The 20446-nt window shown below is 65.1% G+C and carries 14 protein-coding genes; 11 read left to right on the top strand and 3 right to left on the bottom strand.

Going from position 1 to position 20446, the window contains the following annotated elements; genetic code table 11:
* Positions 1-22: 22 nt before the first annotated feature.
* The 3 genes from JQK88_RS04170 to JQK88_RS04160 all read right to left on the bottom strand — a co-directional run bounded on the left by JQK88_RS04170 (position 23) and on the right by JQK88_RS04160 (position 2846).
* Positions 23-634, bottom strand: a complete 612-nt coding sequence (locus JQK88_RS04170; protein WP_203277557.1) for an alpha-ketoglutarate-dependent dioxygenase AlkB family protein — start codon at positions 632-634, stop codon at positions 23-25.
* Between the two features lie 80 nt (positions 635-714).
* Positions 715-1149, bottom strand: a complete 435-nt coding sequence (gene arfB / locus JQK88_RS04165; RefSeq protein WP_203277556.1) for an alternative ribosome rescue aminoacyl-tRNA hydrolase ArfB — start codon at positions 1147-1149, stop codon at positions 715-717.
* An 86-nt stretch (positions 1150-1235) separates the two neighbouring features.
* Complete coding sequence (locus JQK88_RS04160; protein WP_203277555.1) at positions 1236-2846, bottom strand: phosphoenolpyruvate carboxykinase; 1611 nt, start codon at positions 2844-2846, stop codon at positions 1236-1238.
* A 345-nt stretch (positions 2847-3191) separates the two neighbouring features.
* Between JQK88_RS04160 and JQK88_RS04155 the strand changes: the two genes are divergently transcribed.
* The 11 genes from JQK88_RS04155 (at position 3192) to addA (ending at position 20402) form a co-directional block, all read left to right on the top strand.
* Positions 3192-3893, top strand: a complete 702-nt coding sequence (locus JQK88_RS04155) for a response regulator transcription factor (protein ID WP_010912942.1) — start codon at positions 3192-3194, stop codon at positions 3891-3893.
* Positions 3894-3917: 24 nt separating this feature from the next.
* On the top strand, positions 3918-5702 hold the full coding sequence (locus tag JQK88_RS04150; RefSeq protein ID WP_192255404.1) for a sensor histidine kinase: 1785 nt from the start codon (positions 3918-3920) through the stop codon (positions 5700-5702).
* Positions 5699-6151, top strand: a complete 453-nt coding sequence (locus JQK88_RS04145) for an HPr kinase/phosphorylase (protein ID WP_203277554.1) — start codon at positions 5699-5701, stop codon at positions 6149-6151. Before JQK88_RS04150 ends, JQK88_RS04145 begins: the two co-directional genes overlap by 4 nt.
* A 164-nt stretch (positions 6152-6315) precedes the next feature.
* Positions 6316-6717: a PTS sugar transporter subunit IIA gene (locus tag JQK88_RS04140; protein WP_112559892.1), complete on the top strand. Its 402-nt coding sequence runs from the start codon at positions 6316-6318 to the stop codon at positions 6715-6717.
* Complete coding sequence (locus JQK88_RS04135; RefSeq protein ID WP_192255407.1) at positions 6714-7013, top strand: HPr family phosphocarrier protein; 300 nt, start codon at positions 6714-6716, stop codon at positions 7011-7013. The genes JQK88_RS04140 and JQK88_RS04135 overlap by 4 nt, the downstream gene beginning before the upstream one ends.
* A gap of 141 nt (positions 7014-7154) precedes the next feature.
* Positions 7155-8555: an adenosylhomocysteinase gene (gene ahcY / locus JQK88_RS04130; RefSeq protein ID WP_192255409.1), complete on the top strand. Its 1401-nt coding sequence runs from the start codon at positions 7155-7157 to the stop codon at positions 8553-8555.
* 288 nt (positions 8556-8843) lie between these two features.
* On the top strand, positions 8844-11408 hold the full coding sequence (locus tag JQK88_RS04125) for a sensor histidine kinase (protein WP_203277553.1): 2565 nt from the start codon (positions 8844-8846) through the stop codon (positions 11406-11408).
* Between the two features lie 8 nt (positions 11409-11416).
* Positions 11417-12928: a tRNA (adenosine(37)-N6)-threonylcarbamoyltransferase complex ATPase subunit type 1 TsaE gene (gene tsaE, locus JQK88_RS04120; RefSeq protein ID WP_203277552.1), complete on the top strand. Its 1512-nt coding sequence runs from the start codon at positions 11417-11419 to the stop codon at positions 12926-12928.
* Positions 12925-13689, top strand: coding sequence for a nucleotidyltransferase family protein (locus tag JQK88_RS04115; RefSeq protein WP_376740365.1), 765 nt, complete (start codon positions 12925-12927; stop codon positions 13687-13689). The genes tsaE and JQK88_RS04115 overlap by 4 nt, the downstream gene beginning before the upstream one ends.
* 60 nt (positions 13690-13749) lie before the next feature.
* The gene (addB, locus tag JQK88_RS04110) at positions 13750-16887 is read left to right on the top strand and encodes a double-strand break repair protein AddB (protein ID WP_203277551.1); all 3138 of its coding nucleotides are present in this window, start codon (positions 13750-13752) and stop codon (positions 16885-16887) included.
* The gene (gene addA / locus JQK88_RS04105) at positions 16884-20402 is read left to right on the top strand and encodes a double-strand break repair helicase AddA (protein ID WP_203277550.1); all 3519 of its coding nucleotides are present in this window, start codon (positions 16884-16886) and stop codon (positions 20400-20402) included. Before addB ends, addA begins: the two co-directional genes overlap by 4 nt.
* Positions 20403-20446: the final 44 nt, after the last annotated feature.

Genomic DNA, 20446 nt, shown 5'->3' with positions numbered 1-20446 from the left:
CACCGCCGAGGCATGGCCAGGGTCAAGGATTGACCCGCCGCAGCGTCAGATTGATGCGGCCGCCATTCTTCAGCAGTGCCGAGGTCGACGGGTAGATGCGGTCGACGCCGTGGAAGCAGAGCCGGCCTTCACCTCCGAGCACGACGACATCGCCGCTTTTCAAGCGGAACGATTTCGTGCCGCCATCGCGCGTCGTCTGGCCGACCCGGAACAGGCAGTCATCGCCGAGTGAGACCGACACCACGGGCGCCGAGAAATCGGCCTCGTCGCGGTCCTGGTGCAGGCCCATTTTGGCGTCCTGCGTATAGAAATTGACCAGGCAGGCCTCCGGCGGCTGCGGATAGGCGGAAACCTCCTGCCATAATTGCATCAACGCGCCGGGAATCGGCGGCCATGGCTCCCCGGTCAACGGATGCGTCGGCTGGTAGCGATATCCCAATTCCTTGTCGGTGACCCAGCCGAGCGAGCCGCAATTGGTCATGCGCACGCTCATTTCCTTGCCGGTGCGCGGCATCGCCGGCACGAACAGCGGCGCCTGCTGCACCACCTTGCGCAGGTCTTCGACCAGCGCTTCCTGCGCCGCGCGGGGCAAATAGCCAGGCATATGGCGGACGCCTTTGGGCAGAACGAGCATGGGTGGACCCAGGTTGATCCGGTCAACAATGCCACCGCCAACCGAAAACGGCGACCCGAAAGCCGCCAACACCCTTCAACCTAGTCGTTTTCCACCCGGCCGCGCAGCTTCTTGATCGTGCCGCGCCCGGCCTTGCTCTTCAGACGCCGCTCGACCGCGCCTTTCGACGGCCTGGTCTTCTTGCTCGGCGGCGGCGGCGGTTCGGCGGCCTTGGCGACCAGCGCCGTCAGCCTTGCCCGGGCATCGGCCCGGTTCTGCTCCTGGGTGCGGAAGCGCCCGGCCTCGATGACGATGACGCCATCCTTGGTGGCGCGCTGGCCGGCAAGCTTGATGGTGCGTGCGCGTACGCGCTCCGACAGGCCGGCCGCATTGGCCGCGTCGAAGCGCAACTGCACGGCGGTGGCCACCTTGTTGACGTTCTGGCCGCCGGGACCGGACGAGCGGATGAAATCCTCGTGCAGGTCGCCCTGGTGGATCACGGCTTCGTCGGCAATGATGATGTCGTCGATCGGCATGCCGCAGTCATGGCGCGGCGGACCGAAAAAGAAAAGGCCCGATCGGGACCGGGCCTTTCAACGATATTCCGAGAGCGACGTCGCGATTACTCCGCAGCCTCCTGCAGACGCGGCGCGGCGCCGAGCACGACGGCATCGACGTGGCTTTCGAATTTCTCGAAGTTGACGGCGAACATGCCGACCAGCCTTGCTGCCTGGCGGTCATAGTCAGCCTTGTCGGCCCAGGTCGAGCGCGGGTCGAGAATGGCGCTGTCGACGCCCGGAACGGCCACCGGCACCTCGAAGCCGAAATTGGCATCGGTGCGGAAGCCGGCCACCTTCAGCGAACCGCAGAGCGCGGCCGCCAGCAAGGCGCGCGTCGCCTTGATCGGCATGCGCTTGCCGGTGCCGTAGGCGCCACCGGTCCAGCCGGTGTTGACCAGCCAGCAATCGGCGTCGTGGCGGGCGATCAGCTCTCGCAGCAGATTGCCGTATTCCTTGGGATGGCGCGGCATGAACGGCGCGCCGAAACAGGTCGAGAACGTTGCTTCAGGCTCGGTCACGCCCTTTTCGGTGCCGGCCACCTTGGCCGTGTAGCCGGAGAGGAAATGATACATAGCCTGCGCCGGGGTCAGCCGTGCGATCGGCGGCATGACGCCGAAAGCATCGGCGGTCAGCATGATGATGTTCCTGGGGTGGCTGGCGCGCCCGGTCTTCGAGGCGTTGGGGATGAAGTCGAGCGGATAGGCGCAGCGCGTGTTTTCGGTCAGCCTTCCGTCGTTGAAGTCCGGCACGCGGTTTGCGTCGAGCACGACATTTTCCAGCACCGTGCCGAAACGCTGCGTGGTGGCAAAGATCTCCGGCTCGGCTTCGGCCGACAGCCGGATCGTCTTGGCGTAGCAGCCGCCTTCGAAATTGAAGATGCCGTGCGGCCCCCAGCCATGCTCGTCGTCGCCGATGAGCGTGCGTGACGGATCGGCCGACAGCGTCGTCTTGCCGGTGCCGGAAAGCCCGAAGAAGATCGCCGCGTCGCCGGCCGGTCCCTCATTGGCCGAGCAGTGCATCGGCATGACGCCCTTGGCCGGCAAGAGGTAGTTCAGCATGGTGAACACCGACTTCTTCATTTCGCCGGCATAGGAGGTGCCACCGATCAGCACGATCTTGCGGATCAGGTCGACCGCAATCACCGTTTCGGTGCGGCTGCCGTGGCGGGCCGGATCGGCGCGGAAGGACGGCAGGTCGATGATCGTCATCTCCGGCACGAACTGCTCGAGCTCGGCCGCATCGGGGCGAATGAGCAGGTTGCGGATGAACAGCGAGTGCCAGGCGAATTCGGTGATGACCCGCGTCGGCAGCTTCAGATCGGCATCGGCGCCGCCGACGAGATCCTGCACATAAAGATCCTTGTCCGCGGCGTGGACAAGGAAATCGGCGAACAGCGTCTCGAACTGGGCCGGCGAAATCGCCTTGTTGTTGTCCCACCAGATATGGGCCTCGGTGGCGCCGTCGCGCACGACAAACTTGTCCTTGGGCGAGCGGCCGGTGTGCTGGCCGGTCTCGGCAAGCAGGGCGCCGCCGGCGGTCAACCTGGCCTCGCCACGGCGGATCGCGTCCTCGTAAAGGGCGGCCGCACCAAAATTATAATGAACCGTGCCGGTGGTTTTCAGGCCGATACGATCGATCGCGCAGGCGGAATTGCGTTTGCCGACTTCCGACATCAAGGGTCCCTTCTTCTGGATTCGCCGCAGTTTGCCGACGTATTTCCGGCATGCTCGCGAGGTGGCTGAGACGGTCAGAACCAGAAAACCCGAATGATATCAAATCATTAATCGATTTAAAAAATTTGAAAGTTGTTTAAATCGTTTATATGTGCAAAAAATCACAGTGGTTGCCCAAAGGATTGGCACACAGTGTTCGTCCAATCCGTGTAGAGGTTCCGATGGGGCCGCTGGAAAGCCGTCCGCGACAGCGGATGGAGCCTGTGCCACATTTTGTACCTAATTTGTCCTGCAAAAGCCCCTTCTCTAAGACAGAAGGGACAGCTCATGAGGGAGCCGCTTGAAATGGCAACAATCGCGCTTGTCGATGACGATCGCAACATTCTGACGTCGGTCTCGATCGCCCTCGAATCCGAGGGGTATCGCGTCGAGACCTACACGGATGGGGCGTCGGCGCTGGAAGGCCTGGCGGCGCGTCCGCCGAATCTCGCCATCCTCGACATCAAGATGCCGCGCATGGATGGCATGGAGCTGCTGCGCCGGATGCGGCAGAAGTCCGACCTGCCGGTGATCTTCCTGACCTCGAAGGACGACGAGATCGATGAGCTTTTCGGCCTCAAGATGGGCGCCGACGATTTCATCCGCAAACCGTTCTCGCAGCGCCTGCTGGTCGAGCGGGTGCGCGCCGTGCTGCGCCGTGCCAGTGCCCGCGAGGCTGCGGCAAAGGCGCCCAGCCAGCAGGCCCGTTCGCTCGAGCGCGGCCAGTTGGTCATGGACCAGGAACGCCACACCTGCACCTGGAAGGGCGAGCCGGTGACGCTGACGGTCACCGAATTTCTCATCCTGCACTCGTTGGCGCAGCGCCCCGGCGTGGTAAAAAGCCGTGATGCGTTGATGGATTCGGCCTATGATGAGCAGGTCTATGTCGACGACCGCACCATCGACAGCCACATCAAGCGGCTGCGCAAGAAGTTCAAGGCCGTCGACGATGACTTCGAAATGATCGAAACGCTTTACGGAGTCGGATACCGGTTCCGCGAAGCTTAAGACCGGACCGGGAGCTGCTATTCGATGGCAGTTGACGTAGAGCGAGGCAGACGGGCGGGCGCCGGCAGGCGGCCGTCCAGGATTATGCCCGCATTCCTGTCGAGGATCACGGTGCCGATGCGCCGCTTCCTCGGCCATCACATCTTTTCCAGCCTGACCCGGCGCATCCTGTTCCTCAACCTGGCCGGCCTGGCCGTGCTGGTCACCGGCATCCTCTATCTCAACACCTTCCGCGACGGGCTGATCGACGCCCGCGTCGAAAGCCTGATGACGCAGGGCGAGATCATCGCCGGCGCGATCGCAGCGTCGGCGACGGTCGAGACGGATTCGATCAGCATCGATCCGGAAAAACTGCTCGAACTGCAGGCCGGCGAGAGCCTGGGGCCGGGTTCCGACCAGCTCGACAATCTCGATTTCCCGATCAATCCCGAGCGCGTCGCGCCGGTCTTGCGGCGGCTGATCTCGCCGACGCGCACGCGCGCCCGCATCTATGACCGCGACGCCAATTTGCTGCTCGATTCACGCCATCTCTACTCGCGCGGCCAGATCCTGCGTTACGACCTGCCGCCGGTCGAGGACGAGCAGCCGGATATGCTGGAGCGGGTGCAAAAATTCGTCTTCGATTTCTTCCGCAACAAGGATCTGCCTGTCTATCACGAGCAGCCCGGCGGCAACGGCGCCGCCTTCCCCGAGGTGGTCAAGGCGCTGACCGGCAGCCCGTCGACGATCGTGCGGGTGAGCGAACAGGGCGAGCAGATCGTCTCGGTGGCGGTGCCGATCCAGCGCTTCCGCGCCGTGCTCGGCGTGCTGATGCTGTCGACCGAAGGCGGCGACATCGACAAGATCGTCGCCGCCGAGCGCAAGGCGATCCTGCGCGTGTTCGGCATTGCGGCACTGGTCACCGCCATCCTGTCGATGCTGCTGGCGTCCACCATCGCCAACCCGTTGCGGCGGCTGTCGGCGGCGGCGGTGCGCGTGCGGCGCGGCGTCAAGAGCCGCGAGGAAATCCCCGACTTTTCCGACCGCCAGGACGAGATCGGCAATCTGTCGATCGCGGTGCGCGACATGACCAATGCGCTCTATGCCCGCATCGAGGCGATCGAAAGCTTTGCCGCCGACGTCTCGCACGAGTTGAAGAACCCGCTGACCTCGCTGCGCAGCGCGGTCGAAACGCTGCCGCTAGCCAAGAACGACAATTCACGCGCGCGTCTGATGGAGATCATCCAGCACGATGTCCGGCGGCTGGACCGGCTGATCACCGACATTTCCGATGCCTCGCGCCTCGACGCCGAGCTGGCGCGTGAGGATGCGGCAATCGTCGATTTGAAGAAATTCATCACCGATCTCGTCGCCGTGTCGCGCGAGGCGACGCGCAACAAGAAGGCGGTCGAGATCGAGTTCAAGGCCGCCAAGCTGCCGCAAGGCGTCAAAGGCTATTTCGTCACCGGCCATGATCTGAGGATCGGCCAGGTCATCACCAACCTGATCGAGAATGCCCGTTCCTTCGTGCCGGAGGACCACGGCCATATCGCCATTTCCCTGGCACGCTCGGGCAAGGTCAACATCGTCACCGTCGACGACAACGGCCCCGGCATCCGCGCCGACGCCATCGACCGCATCTTCGAGCGCTTCTACACCGACCGCCCGGCCGGCGAGGCGTTCGGCCAGAATTCCGGGCTTGGCCTGTCGATATCTAGGCAGATCGTCGAAGCCCATGGCGGCACGCTGACGGCCGAGAACATCCCCGGTACCAAGCCGGGCGACATCAAGGGCGCGCGCTTCGTGGTGACGCTGCCGGCCGAGGCATGATCCCGCATGCTGAAAACATTCACGGAACGGCGCTGCTGATCGGCGAACGCGGTGTGCTCATCACCGGACCGTCCGGCGCCGGCAAGACGACGCTGGCGCTGGTGCTCATCGACCATTGCCGGGCGCGCGGGCTGTTTTCACGGCTGATCGGGGACGACAGGCTGCTTACAGCCGCTCGCGCCGGGCGGCTGATCTGCCGCGTGCCGGCCACCATTGCCGGCCTCGCGGAAGTGCCGGGATTCATGCCACGGCCGCTGTCGTTCGAGCCAGGCGGGGTGATCGACCTCCATATCCGGTTGGTGCCGAAACATCAGAGGGACCGCTTTCAGGAAGACTTCAGCGAGCCGATCGCGGGCTGTCCGGTGCCGCGGATCGATCTCATCGAGCGCAACGTTGCGACAGCTTTGCCGGCCGTAATGGCGCGGCTAGCGATTGCGCCTTTCGTATGATCAGCCCCCGGTTTTTTGCTGCAATGCGTCAAAATGGCTATGGCCGGCGCAATTTTGGGCTTGTCAACGCGCCGCGCGTCGACAAGATAGCGCTCCCGCCGCCTGGGATGGCCGGCGAGCATAAAATACGCCTGTGAAGCGGCGATGACGGGAGCCACTATAGAATGATCGGACTCGTGCTTGTAACGCACGGTCAACTGGCCGCCGAGTTCCGCCATGCCGTGGAACATGTCGTGGGGCCACAAGACAATTTCGAAACCGTGGCGATCGGCGCCGATGACGATATGGAGCAGCGGCGGAGCGATATCGTCGACGCTGTCGGCCGCGTCGACACCGGGACCGGCGTCATTGTTCTGACCGACATGTTCGGCGGCACGCCGTCCAACCTTGCCATTTCGGTGATGGAATCCGGCCGCACCGAGGTCATCGCCGGCATGAACCTGCCGATGCTGATCAAGCTGTCGTCGATCCGCAAGGGTGACAACATGGCGGCCGCGCTCGACGAGGCGCAGGCCGCGGGGCGCAAATACATCAATGTCGCCAGCCAGCTCTTGAGCAGCAAATGAGCATGGCATCGGAAAAGGACCAGATATCGGTCACCAGGGAGTTTCCGATCATCAACCAGCGTGGCCTGCATGCGCGCGCCTCGGCCAAGTTCGTCCAGGTCGCCAGCGGCTTCGACGCCACCGTGCATGTCGAGAAGGACGGCCTCAAGGTCGGCGGCACCTCGATCATGGGCCTGATGATGCTGGCGGCGAGCCCCGGCTATTCGATCCGCGTCACCGCCAGCGGCGCTGAGGCCGTCGCGGTGATGGACGCGCTGGAGCAGCTGGTCGCCTCGCGCTTCGGCGAAGAGTGCTGAAAACACATACGCGCATAAAGATTTCTTTATATCCCATTGTCGTCTGAGCGGCGATCTGCTAGTCAGGCCGGCATTCCCGCGCCCTTCGACGCGCCGTGTGGCGCAGGCGCATCTGAAGACAAATCACACCGGAGCACTGCCATGACAGGTAGCAAGGACTATGTGGTCGCCGACATCTCGCTTGCCGGCTGGGGCCGCAAGGAACTCGATATCGCCGAAACCGAAATGCCGGGCCTGATGGCCTGCCGCGAGGAATTCGGCGCCAAGAAGCCGCTGAAGGGCGCGCGCATCACCGGCTCGCTGCACATGACCATCCAGACGGCCGTGCTGATCGAGACGCTGAAGGCGCTCGGCGCCGACATCCGCTGGGCCTCGTGCAACATCTTCTCGACCCAGGACCATGCCGCCGCAGCCATCGCCGAGGCCGGCATCCCGGTTTTCGCCGTCAAGGGTGAGAGCCTCGAAGAGTACTGGGACTACACCGACAAGATCTTCCAGTGGGCCGATGGTGGCCTCTCCAACATGATCCTCGACGATGGCGGCGACGCCACCATGTACATCCTGGTCGGCGCCCGCGCCGAAGCCGGCGAGGACGTTCTGTCCAACCCGCACAGCGAGGAAGAAGAGTACTTCTACGCCCAGGTGAAGAAGCGTCTGAAGGCGTCGCCCGGCTTCTTCACCAAGCAGAAGGAAGCGATCCGCGGCGTCACCGAAGAGACGACGACGGGCGTCAACCGCCTCTACCAGTTGCAGAAGAAGGGCCTGCTGCCCTTCCCGGCGATCAACGTCAACGACTCGGTCACCAAGTCGAAGTTCGACAACAAATATGGCTGCAAGGAATCGCTCGTCGACGGCATTCGCCGCGGCACCGACACCATGATGGCCGGCAAAGTTGCAGTCGTCTGCGGTTATGGCGACGTCGGCAAGGGGTCGTCGGCCTCGCTCAAGGGCGCCGGCGCCCGCGTCAAGGTCACCGAGGTCGATCCGATCTGCGCGCTGCAGGCGGCAATGGATGGCTTTGAAGTGGTCACGCTGGAAGATGCGGCCCCGACCGCCGACATCGTCATCACCACGACCGGCAACAAGGATGTCGTCACCCTCGACCACATGCGCTCGATGAAGGACATGGTGATCGTTGGCAATATCGGCCACTTCGACAATGAGATTCAGGTGGCGTCGCTGCGCAACCTGAAATGGACCAACGTCAAGCCGCAGGTCGACATGATCACTTTCCCGGATGGCAAGCGGATGATCCTTTTGTCCGAGGGACGGCTGCTCAACCTCGGCAACGCCACCGGCCATCCGAGCTTCGTGATGTCGGCCTCGTTCACCAATCAGGTGCTGGCGCAGATCGAACTCTACACAAAGCCCGGCCAGTACCAGAACCAGGTCTATGTGCTGCCCAAGCATCTCGACGAGAAGGTGGCGCGCCTGCATCTCGACAAGCTTGGCGCCCGCCTGACCGAACTGTCCGGCGAACAGGCCGCCTATATCGGCGTGACCCCGCAGGGTCCGTTCAAGCCGGAACACTACCGCTATTAAGCATAGCGCAAATTGCCACTAGATATTGAAGCCGGGCGATTGACATTTCGCCCGGCTTCTTTTTTGCGCGGAATGATTCTTCACGCCGATTCCAGCACGCGCTATTGTGGTGATTCGCGGGCCGGGGACGAGGGCCGGCTCACGCATAGAGAGCATGATCCCGAAAAGTGGGAACCGGTTTTCGGAAAGATCATGCTCTTCAAAAAAGGAGTTAGATCGGGAGGGCGTTCCACCAACGTCATCCTGATCTAGGCGGTCTTGCATTCAGGCGGCGAAGAGGACCAAGACATGCCGGGGGAAAACCCGCCTCGCGCGGGATGGGCCGTTTCCGGCGGCCATGACGATTCCGATATCACTGGCTCCGCCACGACAGGCGGCGGCCTGAAGAAGCGCGTCGGCGCCCGCGTCGCGGGCTTTCTCGCCACATCCGCGCTTGCCAGTCCGCTTACTTTGTTTGCCGCGCATGCCGAGCCATCCATTGCGCAGAAGGCCGGGCTGTCGGTCAGCGCAGTCGAGGTCATCCAGCTCGCCATGTTCGTCGGCGTCATGGGCGCCGCTCTGGTCTCGGCCATCTTCCTGATCCGCGAAAGAGCCCGCACCTCGGCGCAGAATGTCGAGCTCAGGGCCCGCATCGCCGACGTCAACGCGGCGCTGCAGCGTTCGGAAGCGCTGCTCAATCTGCGCGACCAGCGCATCATCGTCTGGGCTTCGGAGAACAAGAAGCCCGAGCTGATCGGAACTTTGCCGCTCGAAAGCGGCGCGCCGGAAGACCGTGCGGCGTTCCTCGCCTTCGGCCGCTGGCTGATGCCGCGCTCGGCGGCAGCGCTCGAAAATGCCGTCGCGGGCCTGCGCGAGAAAGCCAAGCCGTTCGATCTGGTCATCGAATCGCAGGCCGGGGCGCCGCTCGAAGTGCATGGCCGCAAGAGTGCCGCCCATGTGCTGGTGCGCTTCGTCTCGCTGTCGGAAACGCAGCGCAGCCAGGCCAGGCTGAAGATCGAGAACCAGCGGCTGGCCGCCGACTACGACACCATGATCGGCCTGCTTGACGCCTTGCCGATGCCGGCATGGCTGCGCGCCACCGATGGCCGGCTGAAATGGGTCAACCGCGCCTATGCCGGAGCGGTCGAGGCCCCGAACGCCGAAACCGCCGTGCGCGAAGCCAAGGAATTCCTCGGCGGCCAGGCGCGCGAACAGATCGCCGAACAACACAAGTCACGGCCGGTGTTCGAACAGACGCTGTCGACGGTGATCGAGGGCGACCGCCGCGTCTTCGCCGTCACCGATTTCGCCGGCAGCGACGGCTCGGCGGGCCTTGCCTGCGACACCAGCGCCACCGAAACCATACGCGGCGAATATGAGCGCACGGTGCGCAGCCATGCCGACACACTCGACCAGCTCAACACGGCGGTGGCGATCTTCGATACCGACGAGAAGCTGCGCTTTTTCAACCAGGCTTTCCAGAAACTGTGGGGGCTGGACTCTGGCTTCCTGCACAGCGCGCCGGACAATGCGCTTTTGCTCGACCGGCTGCGCAGTGAAGGCAAGATCGCCGAGCAGCCGGAATGGCGGCGCTGGAAGGAAGGCCTGCTTAACGCCTACCGCGCCGTGGAATCGCAGGAACACTGGTGGCATCTGCCTGACGGCAAGACCATCCGCGTGGTCGCCAACCCGCAGCCCAAGGGCGGCGTGACCTGGGTGTTCGAGAACCTGACCGAGAAGATGGACCTGGAAAGCCGTTACCAGACCGCGGTGCGGGTCCAGGGCGAGACGCTCGACAATCTGGCCGAGGGTGTCGCGGTGTTCGGCCCCGATGGGCGGCTGCGTCTGTCCAACCCGGCCTTTGTCGCGCTGTGGGGGCTGAGCCAGGATGTGGTCAAGCCCAACGTCCATGTCTCGGCGATCCGAGACCTCAGCGACCAGCGCGCCGTCGACAGCCCGTGGGGCGGGTTCGTCGCCGCCATCACCGGTTTCGACGACGAACGCCGCGAGCGCCACGGCCAGACCGAGCTGAAGAACGGCACCGTGCTAAGCTACGCCGTCATCCCGCTGCCCAACGGGCAGGTGATGATGACCTTCGTCGACGTCACCGACAGCGTCAATGTCGAGCGCGCCCTGAAGGACAAGAACGAGGCGCTGCAGAAATCCGACCAGCTGAAGAACGAGTTCGTGCAGCACGTTTCCTATGAGCTGCGCTCGCCGCTGACCAACATCATCGGCTTCACCGAGTTGTTGTCGCTGCCAACGACCGGGCCGCTGAGCCCCAAGCAGCGCGAATATGTCGAGCATGTCGGCTCGTCGTCTTCGGTGCTGCTCACCATCGTCAACGACATACTCGACCTCGCCACCGTCGACGCCGGCATCATGCAGCTCGACATTTCGGAGGTGAGCGTCGATCGCACCATCCAGGCCGCCGCCGAACTGGTCGCCGACCGGCTGGAAGAGCATGCAATCAAGCTCAAGATAGACGCCGCGGCCGCGCCGAAGAGTTTCCACGGCGACGAGACCCGGGTCCGCCAGATCCTCTACAATCTGTTGAGTAACGCGGCCAATTACGCGCCGGAAGCGAGCACAATCACGCTGGCCTGCCGCCATTTGGAACAAGGCGTCGAATTCTCCGTCCACGATGACGGTCCCGGCATGCCGCCGGACCTGCTCGATTCGGTGTTCCGCCGCTTCGAGCCGCGTACCAATGGCGGACGCCGGCGCGGCGCCGGCCTCGGCTTGTCGATCGTCAAGAGCTTTGTCGAGCTGCATGGCGGCAGCGTGCGCATCGAGACCGGCAAGGACCAGGGCACCACCGTCATCTGCACCTTCCCCGATGCACCGTCGGGCGTCCGCGCCGCGGCCGAGTAGCGCGCTCGATGACTGTTGCTGTGCTGGAGCGTTTTCTTGCCGACGAGGCTGCGACCGCAAGGCTCGGCGAAGACCTGGCCATGGCGCTGCGGCCGGGCGATGTGCTGGCGCTCAAGGGCGATCTCGGCGCCGGCAAGTCGACGCTGGCGCGTGCTCTGATCCGGGCGCTGGCCGACGATGCCGGCCTCGACGTGCCGAGCCCGACCTTCACTTTGGTGCAAAGCTACGACACGCGCATCCCCGTCCATCATTTCGATCTCTATCGGCTGTCCTCCGCCGGCGAGATCGACGAACTGGGTTTCGACGAAGCGCTGCTGCAAGGCGCTGCCCTGGTTGAATGGCCGGAGCGGGCCGAGGCCGCCTTACCCAAGACGTCGATCTGGATCGAACTCATCCATCATGGCGAAGGCCGATTAGCGAACTTGTCGGGCGAAGGTGCAGCCTTCGAACGCATGGCGCGATCGCTGGCGATGCGCGACTTCCTCGAAACGGCCGGCTGGGGCGAGGCCGCGCGGCGCCATTTCGTCGGCGACGCCTCGGCGCGCTCTTACGAGATCGTCTCGCTCGCGGGCCTCGAGCCCCGCGTGCTGATGAACTCGCCGCGGTTGGTGTTCGGACCGCCGGTGCGCGACGGCAAACCCTACGCGGTGATCGCCCACACTGCGCAATCGGTGACGGCCTTTGTCGCCATCGACAAGGCACTGCTGGCGCAAGGTGTCAGCGTCCCCCAGATTCACGCCGAGGATCTCGATCAGGGCTTTCTGCTGCTGGAGCATCTGGGCTCGGAAGGCTTTCTCGGCGGCGATGGCGAGGCGGTGGCGGAGCGCTATGCGGCGGCGGCCGAATTGCTGGCGATGATGCATGGCAAGGCGTGGCCGCAGCGCATGGAGGCCGTGCCGGGCATTTATCACGACGTGCCCCCCTTCGATCGCGATGCCATGCTGATCGAAGCCGACCTCTTGGTCGACTGGTATGTGCCGATGGTGACCGGCAGCGCGGCAAGCGAAGCCTTGCGGGCCGGCTATCACAAGGAATGGAACGCGGTTCTCGACCGGCTGAACACAGACGAGTACACATTGATGCTGCGCGACTTCCATTCGCCCAACATCATCTGGCGCGGTGACCGTACCGGCCACGACCGCCTCGGCATTGTCGATGTCCAGGACGCGCTGATCGGCCCGGCCGCCTATGACGTCGCATCACTGGCCATGGATGCCCGCGTCACCGTCTCGCCCAACATCGAGCAACACACCGTCGATGCCTATGTCGCGGCGCGTCAAGCCGCCGGCGGCTTCGACGAGTCCGCTTTCCGCGAGGCCTATGCGATCATGGCGGCGCAGCGCAATTCGAAGATCCTCGGAATTTTCGTGCGGCTCGAAAAGCGCGACGGCAAGCCCTATTATCTGAAACACCTGCCGCGCATCCGCGACTATCTCAGGCGGGCGCTGGCGCACCCGAGCCTGAAAGGGTTACACGACTTCTATGTCGCCTACGGGCTGCTGGAGGAACGATCGCCGTGACGGCAGGTCCCAAGATCGCAATGGTGCTGGCGGCTGGTCTCGGCAAGCGCATGCGGCCGATCACCGACACCATGCCGAAGCCGCTGGTGCGAATCGCCGGCAAGACCTTGCTCGACTGGGGGCTGGACAGTCTCGAAGCGGCCGGGGTCACCAAGGCCATCGTCAACGTGCACTATCTGCCGGACCAGATCGTCGCTCATGTCGCCCACAGGCAGGTGCCGAAAATCGTCATTTCTGACGAGCGCGATGCGCTGCTCAATTCGGCCGGAGGCATCGTCAAGGCATTACCGCTGCTGGGTGCCGAACCCTTCTACATCATCAATGCCGACACGTTCTGGATCGACAGCGGACAGCCCAGCCTCGAGCGCCTTGCCCTTGCATGGGATGGCGCGAAAATGGATATTCTGCTGATGCTTACCGATCTCGACTCGGCGACCGGCCACAGTGTCGGCACGGATTTCCTGATGGCGCCGGATGGCGGCCTGCGGCGCTCGAAAGGCGACCCGGCCGGGCTGATCTATGCCGGAGCGGCGATCGTTGATCCCGCCATCTTCGGGGATGCACCAGCCGGCGCGCATTCGCTCAATGCTTATTTCGACAAGGCGATCGCCTCTGGCCGCCTGTTCGGCATGCAGATGCGGGCCCGCTGGATCACCGTCGGTACGCCCGATGCCATTCCGCAGGCGGAAGCGGCGGTCGCCGGCGCCCTCGCCGCATCGGCCCGAAAATCGGGGTCGATTTTCGGAAAGCACGATGCGTAGATACAAAGAGTTAGATCGTCCTTTGTGCGCCCAAACGGGCGCACGGCGATCTAATGTGGTATGAGCGGCGCGCGCCGCGTTCTCTCGATCCCGCCCGGAGCGCCATTCCTGCCGACTCTGGCCGAGGCCTTGCTGGCCGGACGGCTGGTACCCGGCTTTCGCTTCGACGGCGATCCGCTGGCGCTGGCCGACGTCACCATCTATGTGCCGACACGGCGTGCAGCGCGTGCGCTGCGCGGTGCCTTTGTCGACGCGCTTTCCGGACCTGGCGTGAGCCGCCGTTCGGCGATCCTGCCGGTCATCCGCCCGCTCGGCGAGTTCGACGATGACGAGGCCGCCTTCGACACTGGCACGCCGGCCGAGCTTGAGATGGCGCCGCCGATCGCCGCGATCGAACGCCTGCTGCTTTTGGCGCCGCTGGTGCGGGCGTGGAAGCGCACCTTGCCGGCGCATGTGCTGGCCATGTTCAACGAAGAGATCGTCGTGCCGGCCTCCGCCGCCGCTGCGATCTGGCTGGCGCGCGACCTCGCCCGATTGATGGACGAGATCGAAACCGAAGGCACGGACTGGACCAGGCTTGCCGATCTGGTGACCGGCAATCTTGCCGGCTGGTGGCTGGTAACGCTCGATTTCCTTCGCATCGTTACCGACGCCTGGCCGAAATTACTGCAGGAGCGCGACCGCTCCAACCCGGCCGCGCACCGCAATGCGCTGATCCGGCGCGAGGCGAAGCGGCTGGAACGCAATCCGCCGAAGGGCCCGGTGATCGCCGCCGGCTCCACCGGCTCGATCCCGGCCACGGCCGAACTGCTTGCCGCGGTCGCCGGCCTGCCCAACGGCGCCGTCGTGCTGCCCGGTCTCGACCGGATGCTGGACGAGGCGTCCTTTGCCGCGATTGCAGCACCCGGCGCTCGGCCGGCTCTGCTCGGTCATCCGCAATACGGTATGGCCAAGCTGATCGGCAAGATCGGCGTGCTGCGCGGCGACGTCGAGGAGGTCGTATCCGCCGAGCGGGCGCAGGCCCTTCGTGCCGCGCTTGTCGGCGAGGCGCTGCGGCCCGCAGAAACCACCGAATTGTGGGCCGAGACGCGCATTGCCTTCAATGCCGGCGACATCGCCGAAGCCTTCGCCGATGTGACGCTGGTCGAAGCCGCCAGCGAACGCGACGAGGCGGTGGCAATCGCCATTGCACTGAAGACAGCCGTCGAGCAGCCGGGACAGCGAGCGGCCCTTGTCACCGGCGACCGGGCGCTGGCGCGACGCGTCTCGGCCGAGCTTCTGCGCTTCGGCGTCATCGCCGACGATTCCGGCGGCACGCCGCTCGCCAACACGCCGGCCGCCAGCCTGCTGCGGCTGACGTTGCAAGCCGTGTTCCGGCCCGGCGATCCCGTCGGCCTGCTGTCGCTGCTCAAGCATCCGCTGCTTGGGCTCGGCCTGGAGCGGGCCGTCGTGCGCCATGCCGCCGAGCTCATCGAACTGGTGGCGCTGCGCGGCGGCACCGGCCGTCCCGACATCGCCTCGCTGCCGGCGCTGTTCGAGGACCGCCTTGCCGGCCTGAGCAGCGACAGGCGCCAGCCCTTCTGGTTTTCGTGCCTGACCGTGCGCGGTGTCGAGGAGGCTCGCAACCTGTTGGGCCGGCTTGCGACGGCGCTGGCGCCGCTGACCACTTTTCGCGGCGAAGAGAATGCCGATCTCGTCGCGCTGACCAAGGCGAGCGTCGCCGCGCTGGAAAATCTCGGCCGCACGGCGGACGGCAGTCTCGCCGAACTTTATGCCGGCGATGCCGGCGAGAAGCTCGCCGAGCTGCTGCGCGGCGTGGTCGCGGCCTCGGCCTCATTCGACTTCCCGGCCGACGAATGGCCCGATGTTATGGACGCGCTGATCGCGCCCGAGACGGTGAAGCCGGGACAAGGCACCGACCGCAACATCGCCATCTGGGGCGCACTGGAAGCGCGGCTGCAGAATGTCGACACGCTGGTCATTGGCGGGTTGAACGAGGGGGTGTGGCCGCGCAAGCCGGAGAGCGACCGCTTCCTGTCGCGGCTGATGAAGACCGGCATCGACCTCGAGCCACCGGAGCGGCGCATCGGCCTTGCCGCTCACGATTTCCAGATGGCGATGGGGGCAAAGAAGGTGGTGCTGACGCGCTCGGCCCGCGCAGGCGACGCACCTGCCGTGCCGTCGCGGTGGCTGCAGCGCATCCTCACCTTCATCGGCAACCACCCCGCGACCGCGCTGCGCCAGCGCGGCGATGAATTGCTGGCCTGGGCCCGCGCGCTGGACGCCGGCGAGCGGCAACATTTCGCGCCACGGCCGCAGCCGAAGCCGCCGCTGGCAATGCGGCCGCAGCACTTCTCGGTGACCGAGATCGAGACGCTGCGCCGCGATCCCTATGCGATCTATGCCCGACGCATTCTCGGCCTCCTGCCGCTCGAACCGGTGATCCGCGATCCAGGTGCGGCCGAGCGCGGCACGCTGTTTCACGACATACTGCACCTGTTCTCGACAGAGGTTGCCGACCCGCGCGCGCCGGAAGCCCTGGCGAGGCTTATCTCGACGGGCCGCAGATGCTTTGCAGAAGTAGCCCTTCCCGCCGATGTCGAGGCCGTGTGGTGGCCGCGTTTCGAAAAACTCGCCGCCAACATCATCGAATGGGAGCGTGGCCGGGCTCCCGCCGTCGCGCGGCGGCATGCCGAGGAGCGGGCAGAAAAAACCGCTGTCGGCCGTACCGGGGTGACGCTGTCAGGCTATGCCGACCGTGTTGATTTGCTGGCCGGCGGCATGGCCGACATTTTGGACTACAAGACCGGCTCTTCGCCATCCAAGGCGCAAGCGCACACGCTGCTGGCGCCGCAGCTGGCGCTGGAAGGCGCACTGCTCCGGCGCGGCGCCTTCAAGGGGCTTGGCGCGCGCGAACCCTCGCAACTTGCCTTCGTGCGGCTGAAGCCGAATGGCGAAGTGTTCGAGGAATCCATCCTCGACTACAACCGCCAGCCGAGGACCGCCGAAGACCTCGCCGAAGAAGCCTGGGCGCGGCTGGAAAAGCTGCTTGTCCATTATGCCGACCCAACGACCGGCTACCTGTCGCGGGCGCTGCCGTTTCGCGAGGGCGAGAGCGACGGCGACTACGACCATCTGGCGCGCGTGCTCGAATGGTCGGCCGGCGGCGACAGCAACGACGAGGCGGGCGAGGCATGAAGAAGGCCTATCCCATCCCAACCGAGACCGCCGCCAGTCAGGCGCGCGCCTCCGACCCGAAGAATTCGGCCTGGGTATCGGCCAATGCCGGCTCCGGCAAAACGCATGTGCTGGCCCAGCGCGTCATCCGGCTGCTGCTCAACGGCACCGATCCGTCGAAGATCCTGTGCCTGACCTATACGCGGGCCGCCGCCGCCAATATGTCGAACCGGGTGTTCTCGACGCTCTCGGAATGGACGGCGCTTGGTGATGTCGAGCTTGCCGCCAAGATCACCGCGCTGGACGATCGCCGACCCGACCGCGACACCATGCGCCGGGCGCGCCGGCTGTTTGCCGAGGCGCTGGAGACGCCGGGCGGGCTGAAAATCCAGACCATCCACGCCTTTTGCGAATCGGTGCTGCACCAGTTCCCGCTGGAGGCCAACATCCCGGCGCATTTCGAAATGCTCGATCCGCAGATGGAGGCCTCGCTGTTCGCCGCCGCGCGCCGTGACATGATTTCCGGCACGTCTGCCGGCGACGCCGGACTGGCCGAGGCCTTCGCCACTGTGCTGGAACGCGGCGGCGAACACGGGCTCGACGCGCTGCTTTCCGAAATCGTGCGCAAGCGCGACGGCCTGCGCGGCTTCATCGACGCGGTCGGGCGCGACGGCGCCGGCTTTCAGGCTTTGTTCGAGGAATTCCATTTCCGTCCCGGACAGAGCGCCGAAGACATAGCGGCATCTGTGTGGCCGCTGCCGGGTTTCCTGCCTGATTTCTTTGCCGTGTTCGCCAGCGCAGCCGAAGCCGTCGATGCCCGCACTGTTCTCAACAATCTTCTGCCCTATGCCCGTCAGGCCTTCGTGGAAACCGATCCGATCCGCCGGTTGCAAATGCTGGGCAAGGCCTTCCTCAAGGCGGATGGCGACCCCTATGATCCCGCCAAGGCATTCAAGAAGGCGCTGCTTGACCGGCTGCCCGACCTACCCGAGCGCTATCTCGCCGCCGTCAAGGCGATCACAGAGGTTTCCGACCGGCTGGCGCTGTTCCGGATGCTGGAAGGCACGGTTGCGGCGCTGACCATCGCCGACTGGCTGATCGTGCGATACGAGCGCCTGAAGCGCGGCCGCAGCTTCCTCGACTTCAACGATCTCATCACCCGCACCGTCAATCTTCTGGCGCGGCCGGACGCTGGGCCGTGGGTGCAGTACAAGCTTGACCAGGGCATCGACCATATCCTGCTCGACGAGGCGCAGGACACCAGCCCCGACCAGTGGGAGGTGGTGAAGCGGCTGGCGGAAGAGTTTTTCGCCGGCCATGGCCAGCGCGGTACGGCCCATCGCACGGTATTTGCCGTCGGTGACGAAAAGCAATCGATCTATTCGTTCCAAGGCGCCGCGCCGGATTCCTTTGCCGACAGCCGGCTTTTGTTTGCCGGGCGCGTGCGCGATGCCGAGGCTTCGTTTGCCGACCTCAAGCTGACCTGGTCGTTCCGTTCGACCGACGATGTGCTGGCCGCCGTCGACCGCGTCTTTGCCGATCCGGGTGTGCGGCGCGGCATCAGCCACGACCCCGATCCGCTCGACCACAAGGCGATCCGCAACGATGCGCCGGGCTATGTCGAGATCTGGCCATCGCTTGGCGCCGATGCGGTCGAGGAACCCGACGACTGGACACTGCCGGTCAACCACGCCAGCGCACCGGCGGTGCGCGTTGCCGAACATGTGGCGGCGACGATCCAGGCCTGGCTCAAGGACCGCGAGATCATCGAGGGCAAGGGCCGCAGGCTGCGGGCCGGCGACATTCTGGTGCTGGTGCGCAAGCGTGACCGCTTCGTGCATGCGCTGTCACGGGCGCTGAAGGACCGTGACATTCCTGTCGCCGGCGCCGACCGGCTGAGCCTGCCCGGCCATATTGCGGTGAAGGATCTGATCGCGCTCGGCCATTTCCTCATCCAGCCGCAGGACGATCTTTCGCTCGCCGCCGTGCTGCGCAGCCCGATCTTCGACGTGTCGGAGGAGACGCTGTTTGCGCTTGGCGCGGGAAGGCCGGCCGCGACATCGCTGATAGCGTCACTGCGACAGCATGCCGGCGACAGTGCCGCGCTGGCCGCTATCGTCACCCGGCTCGACGGCTGGGCCAATGAGGCGGCGTTCCGGCCGGTGTTCGAATTCTACGCCGGCGTGCTGGCGCGCGACAGCCTGCGCAAGAAAATGATTGCCCGGCTCGGCCCGGAGGCCGGCGACATCCTCGATGAGTTCCTGAGCTTCTGCCTCGCCGAGGAACGCACCGGCTTGCCGGGACTGGAAGCCTTTCTGGCGACGCTGGAAAACACCGGCCCCGAAATCAAGCGCGAGATGGACCAGACGCGCGACGAGGTCCGCGTCATGACCGTGCACGCCGCCAAGGGGCTGGAGGCGCCTGTCGTCTTCCTCGTCGACGGCGGCTCGGCGCCGTTCAGCGACCAGCATTTGCCGCGGCTGATGCCGTTCGATGGTTCGGGCCGCAACTTTGACGGCAAGGGCTATCTCTGGCGCTCGGCTGCAGACGTCGCCAACGGTTTCTCCAAGACGGCTTCGGCGCGGGCGCGCGAGCTTGCCGACGACGAATACCGCCGCCTGCTCTATGTCGGCATGACGCGTGCCGAGGACCGGCTGATTGTCTGCGGCTATCACGGCAAGCGCTCACCCAGCACTGGCACCTGGCATTCGATCGTCAGCCGCGCGCTGACCGCCGCACCGGAAAGCACGGAGCGCCGCCACCCCGCCAGCGGCGAGCCGGTGCATCGCTTCGTCATGACCAAGCTGCCGCCTGTGGCACAAGCGGCGGCCGATGAAACGCGGCTGCCGCAACAGGTCCTGCCGCTGCCGGAAAGCCTCTACCGGGCCTTGCCGCCTTATGAGGAGCTGCCGCGTCCGCTGTCGCCCTCCGGCGCCTCGGCGCTGATCGACGAGGGCAAGGAAGCTATTGTCGATACGCGCTCGCCGGTGCTGGACAGCGAGGCGGAGCCCGGCTTTGCGGTGATGCGCGGGCTGACGATGCACAAGCTGCTGCAGATGCTGCCGGGCTTCCCCGAGGGCGAACGGCAAGGCGCGGCGGGGCAATATCTGAGCCGTGCCGGCGCCGACTGGACTGAAGCCGAACGCGGCAAGGCGCTGGCCTCGGTGATGGCGATCCTCGGGGATTCGCGTTTTGCCGAACTGTTCTCGCCTAATTCCCGCGCCGAAGTCGCTGTCATGGGCAGCCTCGAGGTCAAGGGCAGATTGCGCTCGATCTCCGGCAAGATCGACCGGCTGGCGGTGACGCCGGAGCGCGTTTCGATCGTCGATTACAAGACCAACCGGCCGGCGCCGGCTACACTCGCCCAGGTGCCACCGGCCTATATCCTGCAGCTGGCGCTCTACCGCGCGCTGCTCAAACCGCTTTATCCCGACCGCGCGGTGACGGCGGCGCTGCTGTTTACCGAGGCGCCGAGGCTGATCGAACTGCCGGCCGAGGCAATGGACGACGCCCTTGCCCGACTCACAGGAGCGTGACACAAGTTCTGCTTGAAGAAGGGCTGCTCAACCACCACATTTGG

The sequence above is a fragment of the Mesorhizobium caraganae genome (genome assembly GCF_016836705.1).
GTDB lineage: Bacteria > Pseudomonadota > Alphaproteobacteria > Rhizobiales > Rhizobiaceae > Mesorhizobium > Mesorhizobium caraganae.
Note: the sequence above shows the minus strand (reverse complement) of the source record. Positions and strands in the feature narration are given on the sequence as shown.